This is a genomic window from Streptomyces sp. SP18CS02, assembly GCF_036322365.1.
Taxonomy (GTDB): domain Bacteria; phylum Actinomycetota; class Actinomycetes; order Streptomycetales; family Streptomycetaceae; genus Streptomyces.
In genome coordinates, this window is the sequence record NZ_JAQYXC010000303.1 from 66,324 (window position 1) to 84,605 (window position 18,282).

Genomic DNA, 18,282 nt, shown 5'->3' on the forward strand with positions numbered 1-18,282 from the left:
CACCGGGAGCGGTGGGACGTCGTGCGGCCGCCGTCGCGGGCGGACCTGCCGCGGAGGCCGGGCACGTCGCCGCGGACCCGGCGTCGGCACATCCCCGCGCCGATGGAGGAGCCGGGGGCGATCGCTTCCGGGGCGGCCCTCCGGCCGGCCCGGCGCCTCCGCGAGCCGGAGCCTCCCGGGCCCGGACCGGCCGCCCCGGGGCCCGGGCGGCGTCGCTATGTCCGCCGAGGACAAGGACGACGCGCCCACCACTCCCGATCGGCGCATGCCTGTCACCGCCCCTCGCGCCTAGCCTGCGGAAGAAACAGTCACAGCGTCCGGAACACCCCCAGGAGCCCCGCATGACCGAAATTCCGCAGGAGCGCCGCGTCGTCACCGCCATCCCCGGCCCGAAGTCGCAGGAGCTTCAGGCCCGCCGTCTCGACACGGTCGCCGGTGGCGTGGGCTCCGTACTGCCCGTCTTCACCGCCCGGGCCGGTGGCGGCATCATCGAGGACGTCGACGGCAACCGCCTGATCGACTTCGGTTCCGGTATCGCCGTGACCTCCGTGGGTGCCTCCGCCGAGGCCGTCGTGCGCCGCGCGAGCGCCCAGCTCGCCGACTTCACGCACACGTGTTTCATGGTCACGCCGTACGAGGGCTACGTCGAGGTCTGTGAGCAGCTCGCCGAGCTGACGCCGGGCGACCACGCCAAGAAGTCGGCGCTGTTCAACAGCGGCGCGGAGGCCGTCGAGAACGCGGTGAAGATCGCCCGCGCGTACACCAAGCGCCAGGCCGTCGTCGTCTTCGACCACGGCTACCACGGCCGTACGAACCTGACGATGGCGCTGACCGCGAAGAACATGCCGTACAAGAACGGCTTCGGCCCGTTCGCGCCCGAGGTCTACCGCGTTCCGGTGGCCTACGGCTACCGCTGGCCGACCGGCGCCGAGAACTGCGGCCCCGAGGCCGCCGCGCAGGCCATCGACCAGATCAACAAGCAGATCGGCGCCGACAACGTCGCCGCGATCATCATCGAGCCGGTGCTCGGCGAGGGCGGCTTCATCGAGCCGGCCAAGGGCTTCCTCCCCGCGGTCTCGCAGTTCGCCAAGGACAACGGCATCGTCTTCGTCGCGGACGAGATCCAGTCCGGCTTCTGCCGCACCGGCCAGTGGTTCGCCTGTGAGGACGAGGGCATCGTCCCGGACCTGATCACCACCGCCAAGGGCATCGCGGGCGGTCTGCCGCTCGCCGCGGTGACCGGCCGCGCCGAGATCATGGACGCCCCGCACGCGGGCGGCCTGGGCGGCACCTACGGCGGCAACCCGGTGGCCTGCGCCGGTGCGCTGGGTGCCATCGAGACCATGCGGGAGCTCGACCTCAACGGCAAGGCCAAGCGCATCGAGGAGGTCATGAAGGGCCGCCTCGCCGAGATCCGCAAGAACGCCCCGAACGGCTCGCTCATCGGTGACATCCGCGGCCGCGGCGCGATGATCGCGATCGAGCTGGTGAAGGACCCGGCGACCAAGGAGCCGGACCCGCAGGCCGCCGGTGCGCTGGCGAAGGCCTGCCACGCCGAGGGCCTGCTGGTCCTGACCTGCGGCACCTACGGCAACGTGCTGCGCTTCCTGCCGCCGCTGGTCATCGGCGAGGACCTGCTCAACGAGGGTCTGGACATCATCGAGAGCGCCTTCGCCGGCCTGTGAGCCATGTCCGCGCCCGTACGCGCACCCGCGCGGGAACGGGGCGGAGAGGCCCCCGGCCCGTGCGCGGGGCCACGCGTGACTCCCTGTGAGCGGATCCGCGCGTGAAGCGTGAAGAAGGTGTGGGGGGCCGATGGCGGGATGGAGATCCGCCTGTCGGTCCTCACGCCTCTGCCGTACGGTTTCTGCAGATGAGAGAAACACCCCGTTCGCAGGGGACTGCGAGCGACTCCGGGACGGAGCCTCCCCAGCCCCGTCCTGGCCGTGCCCTCGCGCACACCACCGGAGCCCCCGGCTCCGGAACTCCTCACCGATCGGATCGCCGCCCGCTCCACACCCCCCGGGGCGCGCGGCACACCGGTCCCGCCGGCCGTCCCGGAACCACCCCCCCGGTTCCTGGGCGGCCGGCCTTCTTCTGCGCGCTCCTGCTCCTCGCGGTCATCACCTGGCAGGTCGTCGTCGGCGGGCCGCTGGCGCGCCTCGACGAGCGGGTGGGACACGCCCTGGTGGGGCGCGGGAGCCGGCGGCTCGCCGAGCTCTTCGCCGACCTCGGCAACCCGCAGGTCGCCCTCCCGGCCCTCGCGGTCGCGATGGCGTACGCGGTGTGGCGGGGCCGCCGGGCGCAGGCGCTGTACGCGGGCCTCGCCATGGCGCTCGTACCGGCCCTGGTCGTGCCGCTGAAACTGCTCGTCGAGCGGCCGGGGCCGCTGACCGCCGACACCGGCTACTACCCCTCCGGGCACACCGCGACCGCCATGGTGGCCTACTGCGGGGCCGCCCTGCTGGCCGGCCGGGCGGCACGCCTGATGCCCGTCGCCGTGGTGCTGACGGTGGCGACGGGCATCGGCCTGGTGCTGCGCGGCTACCACTGGCCGCTGGACGTGGTGGGCAGCTGCTGCCTGTGCGTGCTGGTGCTGGGGGCGGTCAGCTCCATCGGTAGGCGTCGAAGTTCCTCGAGAACTCCCACTGGTTGAACCGGTCCCAGTTGATGGACCAGGTCATCAGGCCGCGCAGGGCGGGCCAGGTGCCGTGGGTCTGGTAAGTGCCGCAGTTGACCTTTCTGGTCAGGCAGTCCAGGGCCTTGTTCACCTCGGCGGGGGCGGTGTGGCCGTTGCCCGCGTTGGTGGAGGCCGGCAGGCCGATGGCGACCTGCTCCGGGCGCAGCGCCGGGAAGAACCGGGTGGAGTCGCCCGCCACCGGGAACCCGGTGAGCAGCATGTCGGTCATGGCGATGTGGAAGTCGGCGCCGCCCATCGAGTGGTACTGGTTGTCCAGGCCCATGATCGGGCCGGAGTTGTAGTCCTGGACGTGCAGCAGGGTCAGGTCGTCGCGCAGGGCGTGGATGACCGGGAGGTAGGCGCCCGCGCGCGGGTCCTGTCCGCCCCAGGGGCCGGAGCCGTAGAACTGGTAGCCCAGCTGGACGAAGAACGTCTCGGGAGCCATGGTCAGCACGAAGTCGGAGCCGTACTTCGCCTTGAGGGTCCTGACCGCCGAGATCAGGTTGACGACGACCGGGGTGGTCGGGTTGCGGAAGTCGGTGTCCCCGGTGTTCAGGGAGAGCGAGTGGCCCTCGAAGTCGATGTCGAGGCCGTCGAGGCCGTATTCGTCGATGATCTTCGAGACGGACGAGACGAAGGTGTCCCGGGCGGCGGTGGTGGAGAGCTGGACCTGGCCGTTCTGGCCGCCGATGGAGATGAGGACCTTCTTGCCGGCGGCCTGCTTGGCCTTGATGGCCGCCTTGAAGTCGGCCGGGGACTCGACGCCGGGGCACTCGGTGGCGGGGCAGAGGGAGAAGCGGATGTCGCCCGAGGTCACCGAGGTCGGTTCGCCGAAGGCCAGGTTGATGATGTCCCAGGAGTCGGGGACGTCGGCCATGCGGGTGTGGCCGGAGCCGTTGGCGAAGCTGGCGTGGAGGTAGCCGACGAGTGCGTGGGCCGGCAGGCCGGGGTCCGGGGTCTGGCCGCCCGGGGCGGTCGTCGCGGTGACGGCGGCGGACTTCGGCGACTCCCCGGCCGCGTTCACGGCGGCGACCTGGAAGCTGTACGAGGTGGCGGGCGTCAGCCCGGTGACGGTCGCCGAGGTGCCGGTCACCGTCTGCGTCCTGGCACCGCCCCGGTAGACCTGGTAGCCGGTCGCGCCGGAGACCGGGCTCCAGCTCAGCGGCACGGTGGTGGAGGTGGCGGTGCCCGCGGTCAGTCCGGCGGGGGCGGCGGGCGGCTGCACCGGGTCGCCGCCCGGCCCCACCAGCGACAGGTCGTCGGCCTGGTAGGCGGGTGTGCCGTACCAGCCGTGGGTGTGGAGGGTCACGGACGTGGTGGCCGCGCCGGTGCGGAACGTGGTGCTCAGGCGCTGCCAGTCCGGCGCGGACTGGGTCCAGGTGGAGACGTCGGTGGTCCCGGTGCCGGTGGCGCCGAGGTGGACGTAGCTGCCGCGCACCCAGCCGCTGAGCGTGTAGTCGGAGTTCGGCCTCACGGTGACGGTCTGTGTGCACGTGGCGTTGTCGCTGCCCGCGGGCGTGGCCTGGAGGGCCTTGGTGCCGCCGTGGACGGGTGAGGAGACGACGGCACCGCTGCCCGCCGTGCAGCTCCAGCCGTCGAGCCCGGACTCGAAACCGCCGTTGCGGACGAGTTCGGCGTCGGCGGCGGCCGCACGGGCGGTCGGGGCCAGGACGGTCGAGGTCGCCGCGGTCCGGGCCGAGGGGGCCTGCGCCGAGGCGGTCTGGGCCGAGGCGGCGAGACCGCCACCGGCGAGTACGGCCGCCAGGGCGACGGCCACGGGCCCGAGCGGACGGGCGGGTCTGCGGGCCCGGCGGGGGGTACGAGGTCTGGTGCGGTCCACAACTGCCTCCGGCGGTGGGGGTGTCGAGGTGCGGCGGCCACAACATGGTCCAGACCAATTGGGGTTGTCAAGACCTCTGGCGCCACCTCACCGGTCGCCGCGCTCCGCTCCGCACCCACGCTCCCCCCGCGCCAGGTGCCCGACCGCCTCGTGCATCGCCAGCTCCAGCAGCGCCGGGTCGGTCAGCGTCCCGGCGCCGTCCGGCGCGATCAGCCAGCGGACCCCGCCGGCGGCCCGGCCGGGGTACGGCACGACGATCCAGGTCCCCGGGCCCGCGCCGCGCACTCCCGTACCGACCCAGCGCGCCGCCGTCCCCGGGGGGACGAAGAAGCCCATACGCGCGTCCCCGCCGTCCACCAGCACCGGCCCCGGCCGGCCGACCAGGCGGGAGAGCACGTCGAGCGTCGGACGGCCGAGCTCCCCGGGTGTGATCAGCACGTCCCAGCGCCTGCCGGCCGGAAGGAGGGCGACCCCCGTCGGGTTCCGCTCCCACTCCCACCGGCAGGCGCCGGGGTCCGGTGCCACCGACGCAAGCCACTCCGCCGCGGCCCTGGCCCCCGAAGTCCCCGCAGCCCCCGAACCAGTCATCGCCCACTGCCTCCCTGTCCGTGTCTGTGACTGCCCCTGCGGACAGTGCCTTCACACGGGGAGAGCGGGGCCGGCGCGGTTCCTTACGCCGGTTCGGCCGTCGCGCGGTGGTGAACCGGGTCACAGGGGGCGTGCGACGGGCGCGCAACCGCCCGCCGCGGTGCGGCCGGTCGGCACATCGGCACATCGGCAGCCCGGCATATCGACAGCCCGGCGGTGCGGCGTCAGCTGTCGAAGCCGAGACCGAACCGGTCCATCGTCCTCAGCCACAGATTGCGGCGGCCGTCGTGCGCGTCGGCCCGGGCCAGCGACCACTTGGTGAGCCCGATGCCCGCCCAGGCGAACGGCTCGGGCGGGAAGGGCAGTGGCTTGGAACGCACCATTTTCAGCGCGGTGCGCTCGGTGCGCTCGCCCGACAGCAGGTCGAGCATCACATCGGCGCCGAACCGTGTGGCGCCCACGCCCAGGCCGGTGTAGCCCGCCGCGTACGAGACCCGGCCGCCGTGCGCCGTACCGAAGAAGGCGGAGAAGCGGGAGCAGGTGTCGATGGCGCCGCCCCACGCATGGCTGAAACGCACCCCCTCCAGCTGGGGGAAGCAGCGGAAGAAGTGCTCGGCCAGGGTCAGATACGTCTCCGGGCGCTGGTCCAGCTCGGCGTTGACCCGGCCGCCGAACGGGTAGATCGCGTCGTAGCCGCCCCACAGGATGCGGTTGTCGGCGCTGAGCCGGAAGTAGTGGAACTGGTTGGCGCTGTCGCCGAGGCCCTGGCGGTTCCTCCAGCCGATCGACTCCAGCTGCCCGGCGGTGAGCGGTTCGGTCATCAGCGCGTAGTCGTAGACCGGCACGGTGTAGGGGCGGATCCGCTTGACCAGCGACGGGAAGATGTTGGTGCCGAGTGCGACCTGCCGGGCGAGGACGCGGCCGTAGGGGGTGCGCACGGCCATCCCCGCCCCCGCCCGGACCAGGTCCAGGCCGCGGGTGTTCTCGTAGACGCGGACGCCCAGGTCGAGGCAGGCCCGCTTGAGGCCCCAGGCCAGCTTGGCCGGGTTCAGCAGGGCGACGCCGCGCCGGTCCCACAGCCCGCCGAGGAAGGTCGGCGAGTCGACCTGGGCGCGTACGGCGTCCCGGTCGAGGAGGTCGAGTCCGTCCGCCAGACCGAGCCGGTCCGCCGCCTCGTACATCCGGCGGAGCTCCTCGGCCTGGTGCGGCTCGGTGGCGACGTCGATCTCGCCGGTGCGCTGGAAGTCGCAGTCGAGGCCGTACGCGGCGACGGCCGCCTCGATCGCGTCGAGGTTCCGCTCGCCGAGCTCCTCCAGCTTGACCAGCTCGTCCGGCCAGCGGGCCAGCCCGTTGCCGAACCCATGGGTGAGGGAGGCGGCGCAGAACCCGCCGTTGCGGCCGGAGGCGGCCCAGCCCGCCTCCCGTCCCTCGATCAGGACGACGTCCCGGCCCGGGTCGCGCTCCTTGGCCAGGAGCGCGGTCCACAGTCCGCTGTAGCCGCCGCCGACGACGAGCAGGTCGCAGTGCTCGGTGCCGGTGAGCGCGGGCAGGGCGCCGGGCTTGCCGGGGTCTTCCAGCCAGAAGGGGACGGGCTGGGCGTCCGAGAGTGAGTGTGCGGCACTACGCATGGCAGCTGGGGCCATGGTTTTCAACTCCTTCAGGGTGCCTAGGGTGTCGCTGTGCGCTTTCGTCGGGTGGCCACGAGCCGGCCGACGACGACCACCAGGACGGCGATGACGAACATCGCGGTACCGATGACGTTGATCTGCACGGGCGTGCCGCGCTGCGCCGATCCCCAGACGAACATGGGGAAGGTCACGGTCGAGCCCGCGTTGAAGTTGGTGATGATGAAGTCGTCGAACGACAGGGCGAAGGCGAGCAGCGCGCCGGCGGCGATGCCCGGCGCGGCGATCGGCAGGGTGACGCGCAGGAAGGTCTGCACCGGCCCGGCGTACAGATCGCGCGCGGCCTCCTCCAGTCGCGGGTCCATGGACATCACCCGCGCCTTGACCGCCGTGACGACGAAGCTCAGGCAGAACATGATGTGGGCGATCAGGACCGTCCAGAAGCCGAGCTCCGCCCCCATGTTGAGGAAGAGGGTGAGCAGGGAGGCGGCCATGACGACCTCGGGCATCGCCATCGGCAGGAAGATCAGCGAGTTGACCGCGCCCCGCGCCCGGAAGCGGTACCGGACCAGCGCGAAGGCGATCATCGTGCCGAGGGCCGTGGCGCCGAGCGTCGCCCAGGCGGCGATCTGGAGGGAGAGTGCCAGCGAGCCGCACAGGTCGGCGACGCCGCAGGGGTCCTTCCAGGCGTCCAGCGAGAACTCCTGCCAGGCGTAGTTGAAGCGTCCCTTCGGCCGGTTGAACGAGAACACCATCACGACGATGTTCGGCAGGATCATGTAGGCGAGCGTCAGCAGGCCCGCGATGACGACGGCGTTGCGCCGTATCCCACGCAGCATCAGACCAGGTCCTCCGTTCCGGCCCGGCGGATGTAGACGGTGACCATGATCAGCACGATGGCCATGAGAAGGAACGACAGCGCGGCCGCCGTCGGGTAGTCGAGCACCCGGAGGAACTGCGACTGGATGACGTTGCCGACCATCTTGGTGTCGGTCGAGCCGAGCAGCTCGGCGTTGACGTAGTCGCCGCTCGCCGGGATGAAGGTCAGCAGGGTGCCGGAGACGACGCCGGGCATGGAGAGCGGGAAGGTCACCTTGCGGAACGTGGTGGCGGGCGAGGCGTACAGGTCCCTGGCCGCCTCGTGCAGCCGGCCGTCGATCCGCTCCAGCGAGGTGTAGAGCGGCAGGATCATGAACGGCAGGAAGTTGTACGTCAGGCCGCACACGACGGCCATCGGGGTGGCGAGGACGCGGTCGCCCTGGGTCCAGCCGAGCCAGCCGGTGACGTCCAGGACGTGCAGGGCGTCCAGTGCCCCGACGACCGCGCCGCCGTCCGCGAGGATCGTCTTCCACGCCAGCGTGCGGATGAGGAAGCTGGTGAAGAAGGGAGCGATGACCAGCACCAGCAGCAGGCTGCGCCAGCGGCCTGCCTTGAAGGCTATGAGGTACGCGAGCGGATAGCCGAGGAGCAGGCACAGCACGGTGGCGGTGCCCGCGTAGAGCAGCGACCTGACGAACTGGGGCCAGTACTCCGTGAAGGCGTCCCAGTAGGTCCGGAAATGCCAGGTGACCTGGAAGCCCTGCTCCAGGGAGCCGGTCTGTACGGAGGTCGACGCCTGGTAGACCATCGGCAGCGCGAAGAAGACGAACAGCCACAGGATGCCGGGAAGGAGCAGCACGTACGGGACGAGGCGCCTGCGCGTGGACGCCTTGCGGACGGCCACGGGCTCGTCCTCGGTGAGGGTCGCGGTCGTCACGTGGCGTCCTCGACCTTCTCGACGCCCGCGTCGATGGCCTGCGCGGCGTCCAGTCCGAAGGTGTGCGCGGGGTTCCAGTGCAGGACCACCTCGGCGCCCGGCAGGAGTCGCGCACGCCTTTCGACGTTCTGCTCGTAGACCTGGAGGGCGGTGCCGGCCGGGCTGTCCACGACGTACTGCGTGGAGACGCCGATGAACGAGGTGTCGACGATCCTGCCGGTGACCCGGTTGCGTCCGTCGGGGACCGTGCCCGCGTCGTCGGCGTGCGCGAGCGAGATCTTCTCCGGGCGGATGCCGACGAGCAGTCTGCCGCCGGAGCGGGTGGCGTCCGGACAGCGGTCCGCCGGCAGCCTCAGCCTGCCGCCGCCCGCCGTCACCACGATGTCCCGGGCGGCCTCGATCACCTCGGCCTCGATGAGGTTGGAGGTACCGAGGAAGTTGGCGACGAACGTGGTGTGCGGGTTCTCGTAGAGCTCGGCGGGCGCGCCCAGCTGCTCGACCCGGCCGCCGTTCATGACCGCGACCGTGTCGGCCATGGTCATGGCCTCCTCCTGGTCGTGGGTGACGTGCACGAAGGTGATGCCCACCTCGGTCTGGATGCGCTTGAGCTCCAGCTGCATCTGGCGGCGCAGCTTGAGGTCGAGGGCGCCGAGCGGCTCGTCGAGGAGGAGGACCTGGGGGTGGTTGATGAGGGCGCGGGCCACGGCGACGCGCTGCTGCTGGCCGCCGGAGAGCTGGTGCGGCTTGTGGCGGGCCTTGTCGCCGAGCTGGACGAGGTCGAGCATCTCCCCGACCTGCTTCTTCACCGACTTGACGCCGCGCCGGCGCAGGCCGAAGGCGACGTTCTCGTGGATGTCGAGGTGGGGGAAGAGGGCGTACGACTGGAAGACCGTGTTGACCGGCCGCTTGTAGGGCGGGAGGCCGGTGACGTCCCTGTCGCCGAGGAGGACCGTTCCCGTGGTGGGGTCCTCCAGGCCGGCGATCATGCGCAGGGTGGTGGTCTTGCCGCATCCGGAGGCGCCGAGGAGGGCGAAGAAGGAGCCCTGGGGAACGGTCAGGTCCAGGGGGTGGACGGCGGTGAAGGAGCCGTACGTCTTGCTGATGCCGGTGAGACGGACGTCGCCGCCGGTGTTCTTGTCGGTCATGGGTTGCGATCCCGGGGTGTCGGTGTCGAAGGGTGACGGCGGTGGGGGCACCACCCGCGTGGCCGGCTCAGGGGGCGGGTGGGGGCACCGCCCGCGGCCCGGCCCTGCGAGCGGGCTCAGGCGCCGATGAGCTTGGCGAACTTCTCCTCGTACGCCGTCTCTTCCTCGTTGCTGAGGGAGCGGAAGGCACGGGACTTCGCGGCCATCGCCTTGTCCGGCAGGATCAGCGTGTTCGCGGCCAGCGCCTCGTCGATTCTGGCGAGTTCGTCGCGCACGCCGTCGACGGGGCACACGTAGTTGATGTACGCGGCGAGCCGGGCGGCGACCGGCGGCTCGTAGTAGTGGTCGATGAGCTTCTCGGCGTTGCTCTTGTGCCGGGCCCCCGCGGGGACCAGCAGGTTGTCGCTGGAGGTGATGTAGCCGGCCGAGGGGATCGCGTACTGGATGTCCGGGTTGTCGGCCTGGAGCTGGATGACGTCACCGGCCCAGGCGAGACAGGCGGCGAGGTCGCCCTTGTCCAGGTCGGAGGTGTAGTCGTTGCCGGTGAAACGGCGGATCTGCTGGGTGTCGACGCCCTTCTGGAGGCGGCCGACCGCCGCGTCGTAGTCGGCGTCGGTGAACTTCTCCGGGTCCTTGCCCATGTCGAGGAGGGTCATGCCGACCGAGTCGCGCATCTCGGTGAGGAAGCCGACCCGGCCCTTCAGCCTGGGGTCGTCCAGGAGCTGGGTGACGGAGTCGACCCTGCGGCCGCCGGTCGCCTTGGTGTTGTACGCGATGACCGTGGAGATGCCGGTCCAGGGGTACGAGTGGACGCGGCCCGGGTCCCAGTCGGGGCGCCGGAACTGGGCGGACAGGTTCGCGTAGGCGTGGGGCAGGTGGGACGCGTCGAGCTTCTGGACCCAGCCGAGCCGGATCATCCGGGCGGCGAGCCAGTCGGTGACGCAGATGAGGTCGCGGCCGGTGTCCTGACCGGCCGCGAGCTGCGGCTTTATCTTGCCGAAGAACTCGACGTTGTCGTTGATGTCCGCCGTGTACTTGACCTTGATCCCGGTGCGCTTCGTGAACGCCTCCAGGGTCGGATAGCCCTTCTCGTCCTCACTGACGTCCATGTACTCGGTCCAGTTGGAGAAGGTGAGCTGCTTCTCCCGGGCCGAGAAGTCGGAGGAGGCGGGGCCCTCGCCCTCCCGCTTGGCGGGCGGGATCCCACAGGCGCTCAGGCCGGCCAGGCCGCCGAGCGTGAGGGCGCCGAAGCCCGTGGCGCGCAGCATCGAGCGGCGGGTGAGTGATCCCCTGCCGTTCGACAGGCTGCGCCGCATCGCGGCGAGCTGTGCCGCGGAGAGGCTGTCGGGCTCGTACTGCTCCATGCGCTGTGCCTTTCGGGATGGTTGCGGGCGTCGGGCGACCACGTGTGCCACGCGGCGGCAGCCGCGTGGCGTTACGGCCGGTCCCCGAAGATCGTGCGGTGCCAGTCCTTCCTGGCGACCGCGGTGTTGTCGTACATCACGTGCTTGACCTGCGTGTACTCCTCGAAGGAGTACATTGACATGTCCTTTCCGAAGCCCGATGCCTTGTAGCCCCCGTGCGGCATCTCGCTGATGATCGGGATGTGGTCGTTGACCCAGACGCAGCCCGCCTTGATCTCGCGGGTGGCGCGGCCGGCCCGGTGGACGTCACGGGTCCAGGCCGAGGCGGCGAGGCCGTACGGGGTGTCGTTGGCGAGGGCCAGGCCCTCCTCGTCGCTGTCGAAGGGCAGGACGACCAGGACCGGTCCGAAGATCTCGGACTGGACGATCTCGCTGTCCTGGGCGGCGCCCGTGATCAGGGTCGGCAGGTAGTAGGCGCCGTCGTTCACGGGAGCCGCGCCGCCGGTGACGACGGTGGCGTACGCACGGGCCCGCTCCACGAACCCGGCGACCCGGTCGCGCTGGGCGTGGCTGATCAGCGGCCCCAGATCGGTGTCCTCGCGGAACGGGTCGCCCAGGCGCACGGTCGCCATGAGGTCGGCGACCCCGGCGACGAACGCGTCGTACAGCGGGCGCTGGACGTAGGCGCGCGTGGCGGCCGTGCAGTCCTGGCCGGTGTTGATCAGGGACCCGGCGACCGCGCCGTGCACGGCGGCCTCCAGGTCGGCGTCGTCGAAGACGACGAAGGGGGCCTTGCCGCCCAGTTCGAGGTGGAGCCGCTTGACGGTGGCGGTGGCGATCTCCGCGACCCGCTTGCCGACGGGGGTCGAGCCGGTGAAGGACGTCATGGCCACGCCGGGGTGGCCGACCAGGTGCTCTCCCGCGTCCTTGCCGGCCCCGTTGACGATGTTGACGACACCGTCGGGGATGCCCGCGTCGGTCGCCGCCCGCGCGAACATCAGGGAGGTGAGCGGGGTGAGCTCGGCCGGCTTGAGGACGACGGTGTTGCCCGCGGCGATGGCCGGGAGGATCTTCCAGGCGGCCATCTGGAGCGGGTAGTTCCAGGGGGCGATGGAGCCGACGACGCCGATGGGTTCGCGCCGTACGTACGAGGTGTGGTCGGCGCTGTACTCGCCCGCGGACCGGCCCTCCAGGTGGCGGGCGGCCCCGGCGAAGAACGCCGTGTTGTCGACCGTGCCGGGGACGTCGAACTCGCGGGTCAGCTTGACGGGCTTGCCGCACTGGAGGGATTCGGCCCGCGCGAACTCCTCGGCCCGCTCGGCCAGTACGCCCGCGAAGCGGTGCAGCGCGTCGGACCGCTCGCCGGGCGTGGCCCCGGCCCAGCCGGGGAACGCCTCCCGCGCGGCGGTGACGGCGGCGTCCACGTCGGCCGTCGCGGCGAGCTCGTAGGTGAGGACCTCCTCGCCCGTCGCGGGGTCGACCACCGCGTGGGTGCGCCCGGAGGTGCCTGGCCGCAGCCGCCCGCCGATGTACTGCGCGCCGTCCGCGAAGCGGTCCTGCATCTGGAAGCGGTTGCCCATGACGCTCTCCGTTGTCCCAGCTCGAATTGAGTGCCGATCCTGACAGAGGGAATCCACTGCAACAAGGGATTCCGTTGTTGCCTTTTGGTTACGCGACGGAATCGGTCGACCATGTGTCGCGTGGTCCCGAATATCTCCGTACGGAGTGTCAGTGGTGGCTGCGACACTCGCGTGCATGGAGAAGATCGACTCATTGACCGAGCGGTTCATCAGGGGTGAGCGCGTCAGGTTTCTGCACTTCTGGGGGCACACACCGAAGAAGGAGGGGACGGCCGGGGCGAGCTGCCTGAGCCAGTGGTGGCCCTCGCCCTTCACGGTGGACGGCGTGGAGTACGCGACGGCGGAGCACTGGATGATGGCCGCGAAGGCCCGGCTCTTCGGCGACGCCGAGGCCGAGCGCCTGGCCGTCGGGGCGGCGGACCCGGCGCTCGCGAAGAAGGCCGGCCGGCTCGTCCGCGGCTTCGACGAGGCGATATGGAAGCGCGAGCGCTTCGCGATCGTGGTGCGGGGCAGCGTCCACAAGTTCGGCCAGGACCCGGCGCTGCGCGACTATCTGCTGGCCACGGGCGACCGGGTGCTCGTCGAGGCCAGCCCGGTGGACCGGATCTGGGGCATCGGCCTGGCGGCCGACGACGAGCGCGCCCACGACCCGACGCGCTGGCGCGGACTGAACCTGCTGGGCTTCGCGCTGATGGAGGCCCGCGACCAGCTGCGGGCACCGGACGGCGCCTGAGAAAAGCGGGGGGGAGGAGGGGCCCCTGCGGTCGGGGGACCGCGGGTCCCTGAGCCGGGGGCTGGGGGCCCGGGGGGCCGGGGCCCGAGGGGGCGGAGGCCGAGGGGGCGGAGGCCGCCGACGCGCGGGCACGGTGCGGTCGGGGGACCGCGTTTCGCAGACCCGGGGGGGGCTGCGGGCCCGGCGGCCAGGAGGGGCGCGCCGCCTGCGGCGGGCCGGGCCCGCTCGTCGCCCGGTCCGGGCGACACCCGGCACCGGCGGGGCGCGCGGCCGGTTCGGCGGGCCGTCGGCCGACGGGGCGACGGGGCGGCCGCGCGCCCGGGCACGGGGCCCGGGTTCCGGCGGCCGCCGCCCGGCGCGTCAGCGCGTCAGCGCATCGGCCGGCCTCGTGTCAAGCACCAGCGTCGTGGAGTACGGGTCGCTGTCGCGGTCGTTGTTCTTCTCGTCCTGCACGATCGCCCAGACCATGAAGGCGATGAACGCGGCACCGATCACGATGCCGACCGAGCCGAGGATGATGCCCGCGGTCGCCATGCCCGCGTTGTTCGCCTCGCCCCGCTGCACCCGCTTGCGGCCCAGGATGCCGAAGACCAGCGCGAGGATGCCCAGGACGATGCCGAGGCCGTACAGGCAGAAACCGACCACGGAGACGATGCCGAGGACCATCGCGGTGATCCCCATGCCGTTGGCCGGGCCCTGCTGCCAGCCGCTCTGGCCGTAGGCGCCGTATCCGGGGTAACCGGGGTATCCCGGGTAGCCGTACCCCCCGGAGGGGGGCGCCGTGGGCTGCGGCGCGGGCGCCGGATAGCCGTACTGGCCCGGAGCCGGCCGGGCCGGGCCGCCCGGGGCTATCGGGGGCGGCGGCACCTCACCGCTGCCCGCGGGGCCGAAGCCCGCGCCGGGCATCGAGGTCATCGTCGGCTGGTCGTGCACGGGCGGCTGGGCCGGGGCGGACGGCTGGACCGGCTGCTGCGTACCGCCGGCGGGCTTCCCGAGGTCGACCCGGTCCTGGGGCGCCCGGCTCTCCGGCGGAGCCCAGGGATCGTTCGGCTCGCTCTTGTCTGACATGGGCCTCCCCCATCGTGTCCCGGTCATGCTAACGGCCCCCGTCCCGCGCGGGACCGGCCCCGCCTACGATGATCCCTGACCGGCACGGCCCAGACGCACGGAGGACCCCGATGACCGATCTGCACCCCTTCATCGCGGGGCTGCCCAAGGCCGAACTGCACGTCCACCACGTGGGCTCCGCCTCTCCCCGGATCGTCTCCGAACTGGCCGCGCGCCACCCCGACTCCAAGGTGCCGACCGACCCCGAGGCGCTCGTCGACTACTTCACGTTCACCGACTTCGCGCACTTCATCGACGTCTACCTGTCGGTCGTCGACCTCATCCGCACCCCGGAGGACGTCCGGCTGCTGACCTACGAGGTCGCCCGTGACATGGCCCGGCAGAACATCCGCTACGCCGAGCTGACCATCACGCCCTTCAGCTCGACCCGGCGCGGCATCGACGAGAAGGCGTTCATGGCCGCGATCGAGGACGCCCGGCTCGCGGCCGAGACCGAGCTCGGTGTCGTACTGCGCTGGTGCTTCGACATCCCCGGCGAGGCCGGTCTGGAGGCGGCCGAGGAGACCGCCCGGCTCGCGGTGGACCTGCGGCCCGAGGGGCTGGTGTCGTTCGGGCTGGGCGGCCCGGAGATCGGTGTGCCGCGTCCCCAGTTCAAGCCGTACTTCGACCGCGCCATCGCGGCCGGCCTGCACTCCGTGCCGCACGCCGGCGAGACGACCGGGCCGGGCACCATCTGGGACGCGCTGAACGACCTGCGGGCCGAGCGCATCGGCCATGGCACCAGTGCCACCCAGGACCCCGCGCTGCTGGCGCACCTCGCCGAGCACCGCATCGCGCTGGAGGTCTGCCCGACCTCGAACATCGCCACGCGGGCCGTGACCCGCCTGGAGGAGCACCCCCTCAAGGACATGGTGGACGCCGGGGTGCTGGTGACCGTCAACTCCGACGACCCGCCGATGTTCGGCACCGACCTCAACACCGAGTACGAGGTGGCGGCCCGGCTCCTCGGCCTCGACGAGCGGGGGGTGGCCGCCCTGGCGAAGAACGCCGTGGAGGCGTCCTTCCTGGAGCCGGCGGGCAAGGCCAGGATCGCCTCCGAGATCGACGCCTACACCTCCCAGTGGCTCACCCGCTGAGGGCCTCCGCCATGGGGACCGGGCGTGCCGTCACCGTCGTGGGACACCGGGGCGACCCGTACCGCGTCCGCGAGAACACGCTCGCGTCGATCCGGTCGGCGCTCGGGCGCGGCGCGGACGCGGTGGAGGTCGATGTGCGGCTCACCCGCGACGGCGTCCCCGTCCTGCTGCACGACGAGTCGCTGAAGCGGTTGTGGCGCGCCGAACGGCCGCTCGCCGCGGTGGATCTCGCCGGACTGCGCGAGCTGACCGGGCCGCACGGGGTGCCCACCCTGCGCGAGGCGCTGGCCGCCGCCGGCCCCCACCGGGTGATGATCGACCTGCCGGGCGCCACCGAGAGGTCGGTGCGCGCCGTCGTGGGCACCGTCCACGAGTGCGGCGCGGGCGACCGTGTGTACTACTGCTCCAGCGCGGCCGCGATGCTGCTGGTGCGGGCCGCGGACCCGGGCGCCGAGATCGCCCTGACCTGGACGACCCTGGCCCCGCCGCGCCCGGTCCTGCTGGACGCGGTCGCACCGCGCTGGCTCAATTACCGTTTCGGTCTGGTCAGCCGGGAACTGAGCGAGCGGGTGCACCGGGACGGCATGCTCGTGTCGGCCTGGACGGCGGACACCCGCAGGAGCATGCGCAGACTGATCGCCCATGGGGTGGACTCCATCACCACCAACCGCGTGGACGTGCTCGGTTCCGTACTGGGCCGACGGCCCGGAAAGGGGAGCGGCACGTGACGGCGGACAACGGCAACAACGGAGCCAGCGGGGACAGCGGACCCAACGGCAACAACACGGACGGCGGCGGCAGGATCCGGACGGACATCGCGCACAACGCGCGGGTCTGGAACCACTGGCTCGGCGGCAAGGACAACTACCCGGTCGACCGCGCCGTCGGCGACGGGATCACCGCCCTGTACCCGGGCATCGGCGAGGTCGCCCGCGCGGACCGGGCGTTCCTGGCCCGGGCGGTGCGGTACCTGGCCGGCGAGGCGGGCGTGCGGCAGTTCCTGGACATCGGTACCGGGCTGCCGACCGCCGACAACACCCACGAGGTCGCCCAGCGCGTCGCGCCCGACGCGCGGATCGTGTACGTCGACAACGACCCGATCGTGCTGACCCATGCCCGGGCGCTGCTCACCAGCTCCCCGCAGGGTCTGACGGAGTACGTCGACGCCGACGCCCACCGGCCGGACGCGATCCTGTCGGCGGTCGCGCCGACGCTGGACCTCGACCGGCCGGTCGCCGTGATGATGCTCGGCATCCTCAACTTCGTCATGGACACCGACGAGGCCCGGTCGATCGTCCGGACCCTGATGGACGCCGTGCCGTCCGGCAGTTTCCTCGCCCTGACGCACCCCACCCTGGAGCTGGGCGGTGAGGGGAACGCCGAGGCGATGGACTTCTGGAACAAGAACGCCACGCCGCCCATCACCGCCCGCAGCCGTGCGGAGTTCACCTCCTTCCTCGACGGGCTGGAGATCCTCGACCCGGGCGTGGTGTCGTGTGCGAGCTGGCGGTTCGCGCCGGCCACCGAGGTGGCGCAGTTCGGCGCGGTCGCGCGCAAGCCGTGACGCGCCGAAGGCCCGTGCGGCCCTGGAGAGCCGGGGGGCGCGGAGAGCCGGGGGGACGCGGAGAGTCCGGGGGACGCCGCGGGCCGCGCGGACCTGACGCAGCCGGGTGCGCCGGGGAGGTCCGGGCTGCGAGGCATCCGCGCGGCTGTGCCCGGGCCGTCGGCGTCGGCCCCCTCCTGCTCGTGCGGGCCGCGTTCACGGAGCGAGGCGCACCGGCCGGGTCACCGGCCGGTGGCAGGGCCCGCTCATGGCTCCCCGCCACCGCTTCCCGCGATCTACCGGGTGCGCCAGTACCGCAGGGCGTCGCGTACCCCCGGCGGGGCGTCGCGCAGCCCGAGGGCCACCTCCTTGGCGTAGTCGCGCAGCGGCAGCGGGGTGAGGCTTTCGAGGACGGGGAGCCAGCGGGCCTCGTGTCCCACGGGGTAGCGGGCGTGCGGGTGCGGCGCCGCGAGGGCCCGGTGGACGGCGTGTGCCACCCGCTCGGGCCCGGGACGGCGGGACGCCGCGCGCACGACGCCTCCGGCCTGGGCGTACTGCTCGGCGAAGGGGGAGTTCCGCTGCTCCTCCAGGCGGCCCACACTGCGGGACCAGATGCCGGTGTCGACGATGCCGGGCTCGACGAGGACGACGGCGATGCCGTGCCGCCTCTCCTCCATGCGCAGGGCGTGGCTGATGACCTTCAGGGCGTGCTTGCTCGCGCAGTACCAGCCGAAGAAGGGGGTGGACAGGCGGCCGGCGACCGAGGAGACGTTGACGATCCGGCCCGCGTGCCGGGCGCGCATACCGGGGAGCAGGAGCCGGGCGAGGCGGGCCGGGGCGAGGACGTTGACCTCCAGGATCTCGCGGATCCGTTCCTCGGCGGGGTCGGCGACCGCCCCGGCCAGGGCGATCGCGGCGTTGTTGACCAGCGCCCACGGGGTGCCGCCGGCCATCGACGCGCAGGCGTCCATGGCGCGGACGCACCCCTCGGGGTCCCTGAGGTCGAGCAGGACGGTGCGCAGGCCGGTGCCCTGGGCGCGGGCGGCCGCCCGCAGACGGTCCGCCTTCTCGGCGGTGCGGACGGTCCCGATGACGTCGAGGCCCCGTCGGGCCAGCAGCAGGGCGGTCGCCTGCCCGATGCCCCGGCCGGCCCCGGTCACCACCACGGTTTTCGCCATGGGGACAGCCTTGCCCGGCCAGGGCGGGCGGGGCGTCGGCCACGCG

16 protein-coding genes are annotated in these 18,282 nt (G+C 72.3%); 6 read left to right on the forward strand and 10 right to left on the reverse strand.

Translation table 11 applies throughout. The features are described from left to right. Positions 1 to 341 precede the first annotated feature (341 nt). Positions 342 to 1,685: a 4-aminobutyrate--2-oxoglutarate transaminase gene (gene gabT / locus PUR26_RS31250; RefSeq protein ID WP_329877668.1), complete on the forward strand. Its 1,344-nt coding sequence runs from the start codon at positions 342 to 344 to the stop codon at positions 1,683 to 1,685. A 188-nt stretch (positions 1,686 to 1,873) separates the two neighbouring features. Beyond that, a complete protein-coding gene (locus PUR26_RS31255) occupies positions 1,874 to 2,656 on the forward strand; it encodes a phosphatase PAP2 family protein (protein WP_329877670.1) in 783 nt (260 codons plus the stop codon). On the opposite strand, the gene PUR26_RS31260 is transcribed toward PUR26_RS31255, so the two are convergent. The 8 genes from PUR26_RS31260 to PUR26_RS31295 all read right to left on the reverse strand — a co-directional run bounded on the left by PUR26_RS31260 (position 2,607) and on the right by PUR26_RS31295 (position 12,578). Beyond that, entirely contained in the window at positions 2,607 to 4,520 is a 1,914-nt protein-coding gene (locus PUR26_RS31260; RefSeq protein WP_443077236.1) for a chitinase, read from the reverse strand. The two genes, PUR26_RS31255 and PUR26_RS31260, sit on opposite strands and share 50 nt — an antisense overlap. Before the next feature lie 87 nt (positions 4,521 to 4,607). Continuing rightward, the gene (locus PUR26_RS31265; RefSeq protein ID WP_329877674.1) at positions 4,608 to 5,108 is read right to left on the reverse strand and encodes a hypothetical protein; all 501 of its coding nucleotides are present in this window, start codon (positions 5,106 to 5,108) and stop codon (positions 4,608 to 4,610) included. A 224-nt stretch (positions 5,109 to 5,332) separates the two neighbouring features. After that, positions 5,333 to 6,751: an NAD(P)/FAD-dependent oxidoreductase gene (locus tag PUR26_RS31270; protein WP_329877676.1), complete on the reverse strand. Its 1,419-nt coding sequence runs from the start codon at positions 6,749 to 6,751 to the stop codon at positions 5,333 to 5,335. Positions 6,752 to 6,774: 23 nt separating this feature from the next. Then, complete coding sequence (locus tag PUR26_RS31275) at positions 6,775 to 7,572, reverse strand: ABC transporter permease (protein ID WP_329877678.1); 798 nt, start codon at positions 7,570 to 7,572, stop codon at positions 6,775 to 6,777. After that, positions 7,572 to 8,489 carry an ABC transporter permease gene (locus PUR26_RS31280; protein ID WP_329877680.1) on the reverse strand — a complete coding sequence of 306 codons (918 nt, stop codon included), beginning with the start codon at positions 8,487 to 8,489 and terminating at the stop codon, positions 7,572 to 7,574. Before PUR26_RS31280 ends, PUR26_RS31275 begins: the two co-directional genes overlap by 1 nt. Next, positions 8,486 to 9,634: an ABC transporter ATP-binding protein gene (locus PUR26_RS31285; protein ID WP_329877682.1), complete on the reverse strand. Its 1,149-nt coding sequence runs from the start codon at positions 9,632 to 9,634 to the stop codon at positions 8,486 to 8,488. Before PUR26_RS31285 ends, PUR26_RS31280 begins: the two co-directional genes overlap by 4 nt. 116 nt (positions 9,635 to 9,750) lie before the next feature. Continuing rightward, positions 9,751 to 10,998 (reverse strand): ABC transporter substrate-binding protein, encoded by a 1,248-nt coding sequence (locus PUR26_RS31290; RefSeq protein WP_329877684.1) that lies wholly within the window; start codon positions 10,996 to 10,998, stop codon positions 9,751 to 9,753. Positions 10,999 to 11,069: 71 nt separating this feature from the next. Next, positions 11,070 to 12,578: a gamma-aminobutyraldehyde dehydrogenase gene (locus PUR26_RS31295; protein ID WP_329877686.1), complete on the reverse strand. Its 1,509-nt coding sequence runs from the start codon at positions 12,576 to 12,578 to the stop codon at positions 11,070 to 11,072. 175 nt (positions 12,579 to 12,753) lie between these two features. On the opposite strand from PUR26_RS31295, the gene PUR26_RS31300 reads away from it, so the two are divergent. Further along, on the forward strand, positions 12,754 to 13,311 hold the full coding sequence (locus PUR26_RS31300) for an NADAR family protein (RefSeq protein WP_329877688.1): 558 nt from the start codon (positions 12,754 to 12,756) through the stop codon (positions 13,309 to 13,311). A gap of 360 nt (positions 13,312 to 13,671) precedes the next feature. Here PUR26_RS31300 and PUR26_RS31305 read toward each other — a convergent pair whose 3' ends face one another. After that, on the reverse strand, positions 13,672 to 14,379 hold the full coding sequence (locus tag PUR26_RS31305) for a DUF4190 domain-containing protein (protein WP_329877690.1): 708 nt from the start codon (positions 14,377 to 14,379) through the stop codon (positions 13,672 to 13,674). A gap of 68 nt (positions 14,380 to 14,447) precedes the next feature. Between PUR26_RS31305 and PUR26_RS31310 the strand changes: the two genes are divergently transcribed. From PUR26_RS31310 to PUR26_RS31320, 3 genes are all read left to right on the forward strand, one after another. Next, a complete protein-coding gene (locus PUR26_RS31310; protein ID WP_329877692.1) occupies positions 14,448 to 15,515 on the forward strand; it encodes an adenosine deaminase in 1,068 nt (355 codons plus the stop codon). An 11-nt stretch (positions 15,516 to 15,526) separates the two neighbouring features. Continuing rightward, the gene (locus PUR26_RS31315; protein WP_329877694.1) at positions 15,527 to 16,243 is read left to right on the forward strand and encodes a glycerophosphodiester phosphodiesterase; all 717 of its coding nucleotides are present in this window, start codon (positions 15,527 to 15,529) and stop codon (positions 16,241 to 16,243) included. 74 nt (positions 16,244 to 16,317) lie between these two features. Next, on the forward strand, positions 16,318 to 17,079 hold the full coding sequence (locus tag PUR26_RS31320; protein WP_329878554.1) for an SAM-dependent methyltransferase: 762 nt from the start codon (positions 16,318 to 16,320) through the stop codon (positions 17,077 to 17,079). 275 nt (positions 17,080 to 17,354) lie between these two features. Here the strand turns inward: PUR26_RS31320 and PUR26_RS31325 are convergent, their stop codons facing one another. Next, positions 17,355 to 18,236, reverse strand: a complete 882-nt coding sequence (locus PUR26_RS31325) for an SDR family NAD(P)-dependent oxidoreductase (RefSeq protein WP_329877696.1) — start codon at positions 18,234 to 18,236, stop codon at positions 17,355 to 17,357. Positions 18,237 to 18,282 lie beyond the last annotated feature (46 nt).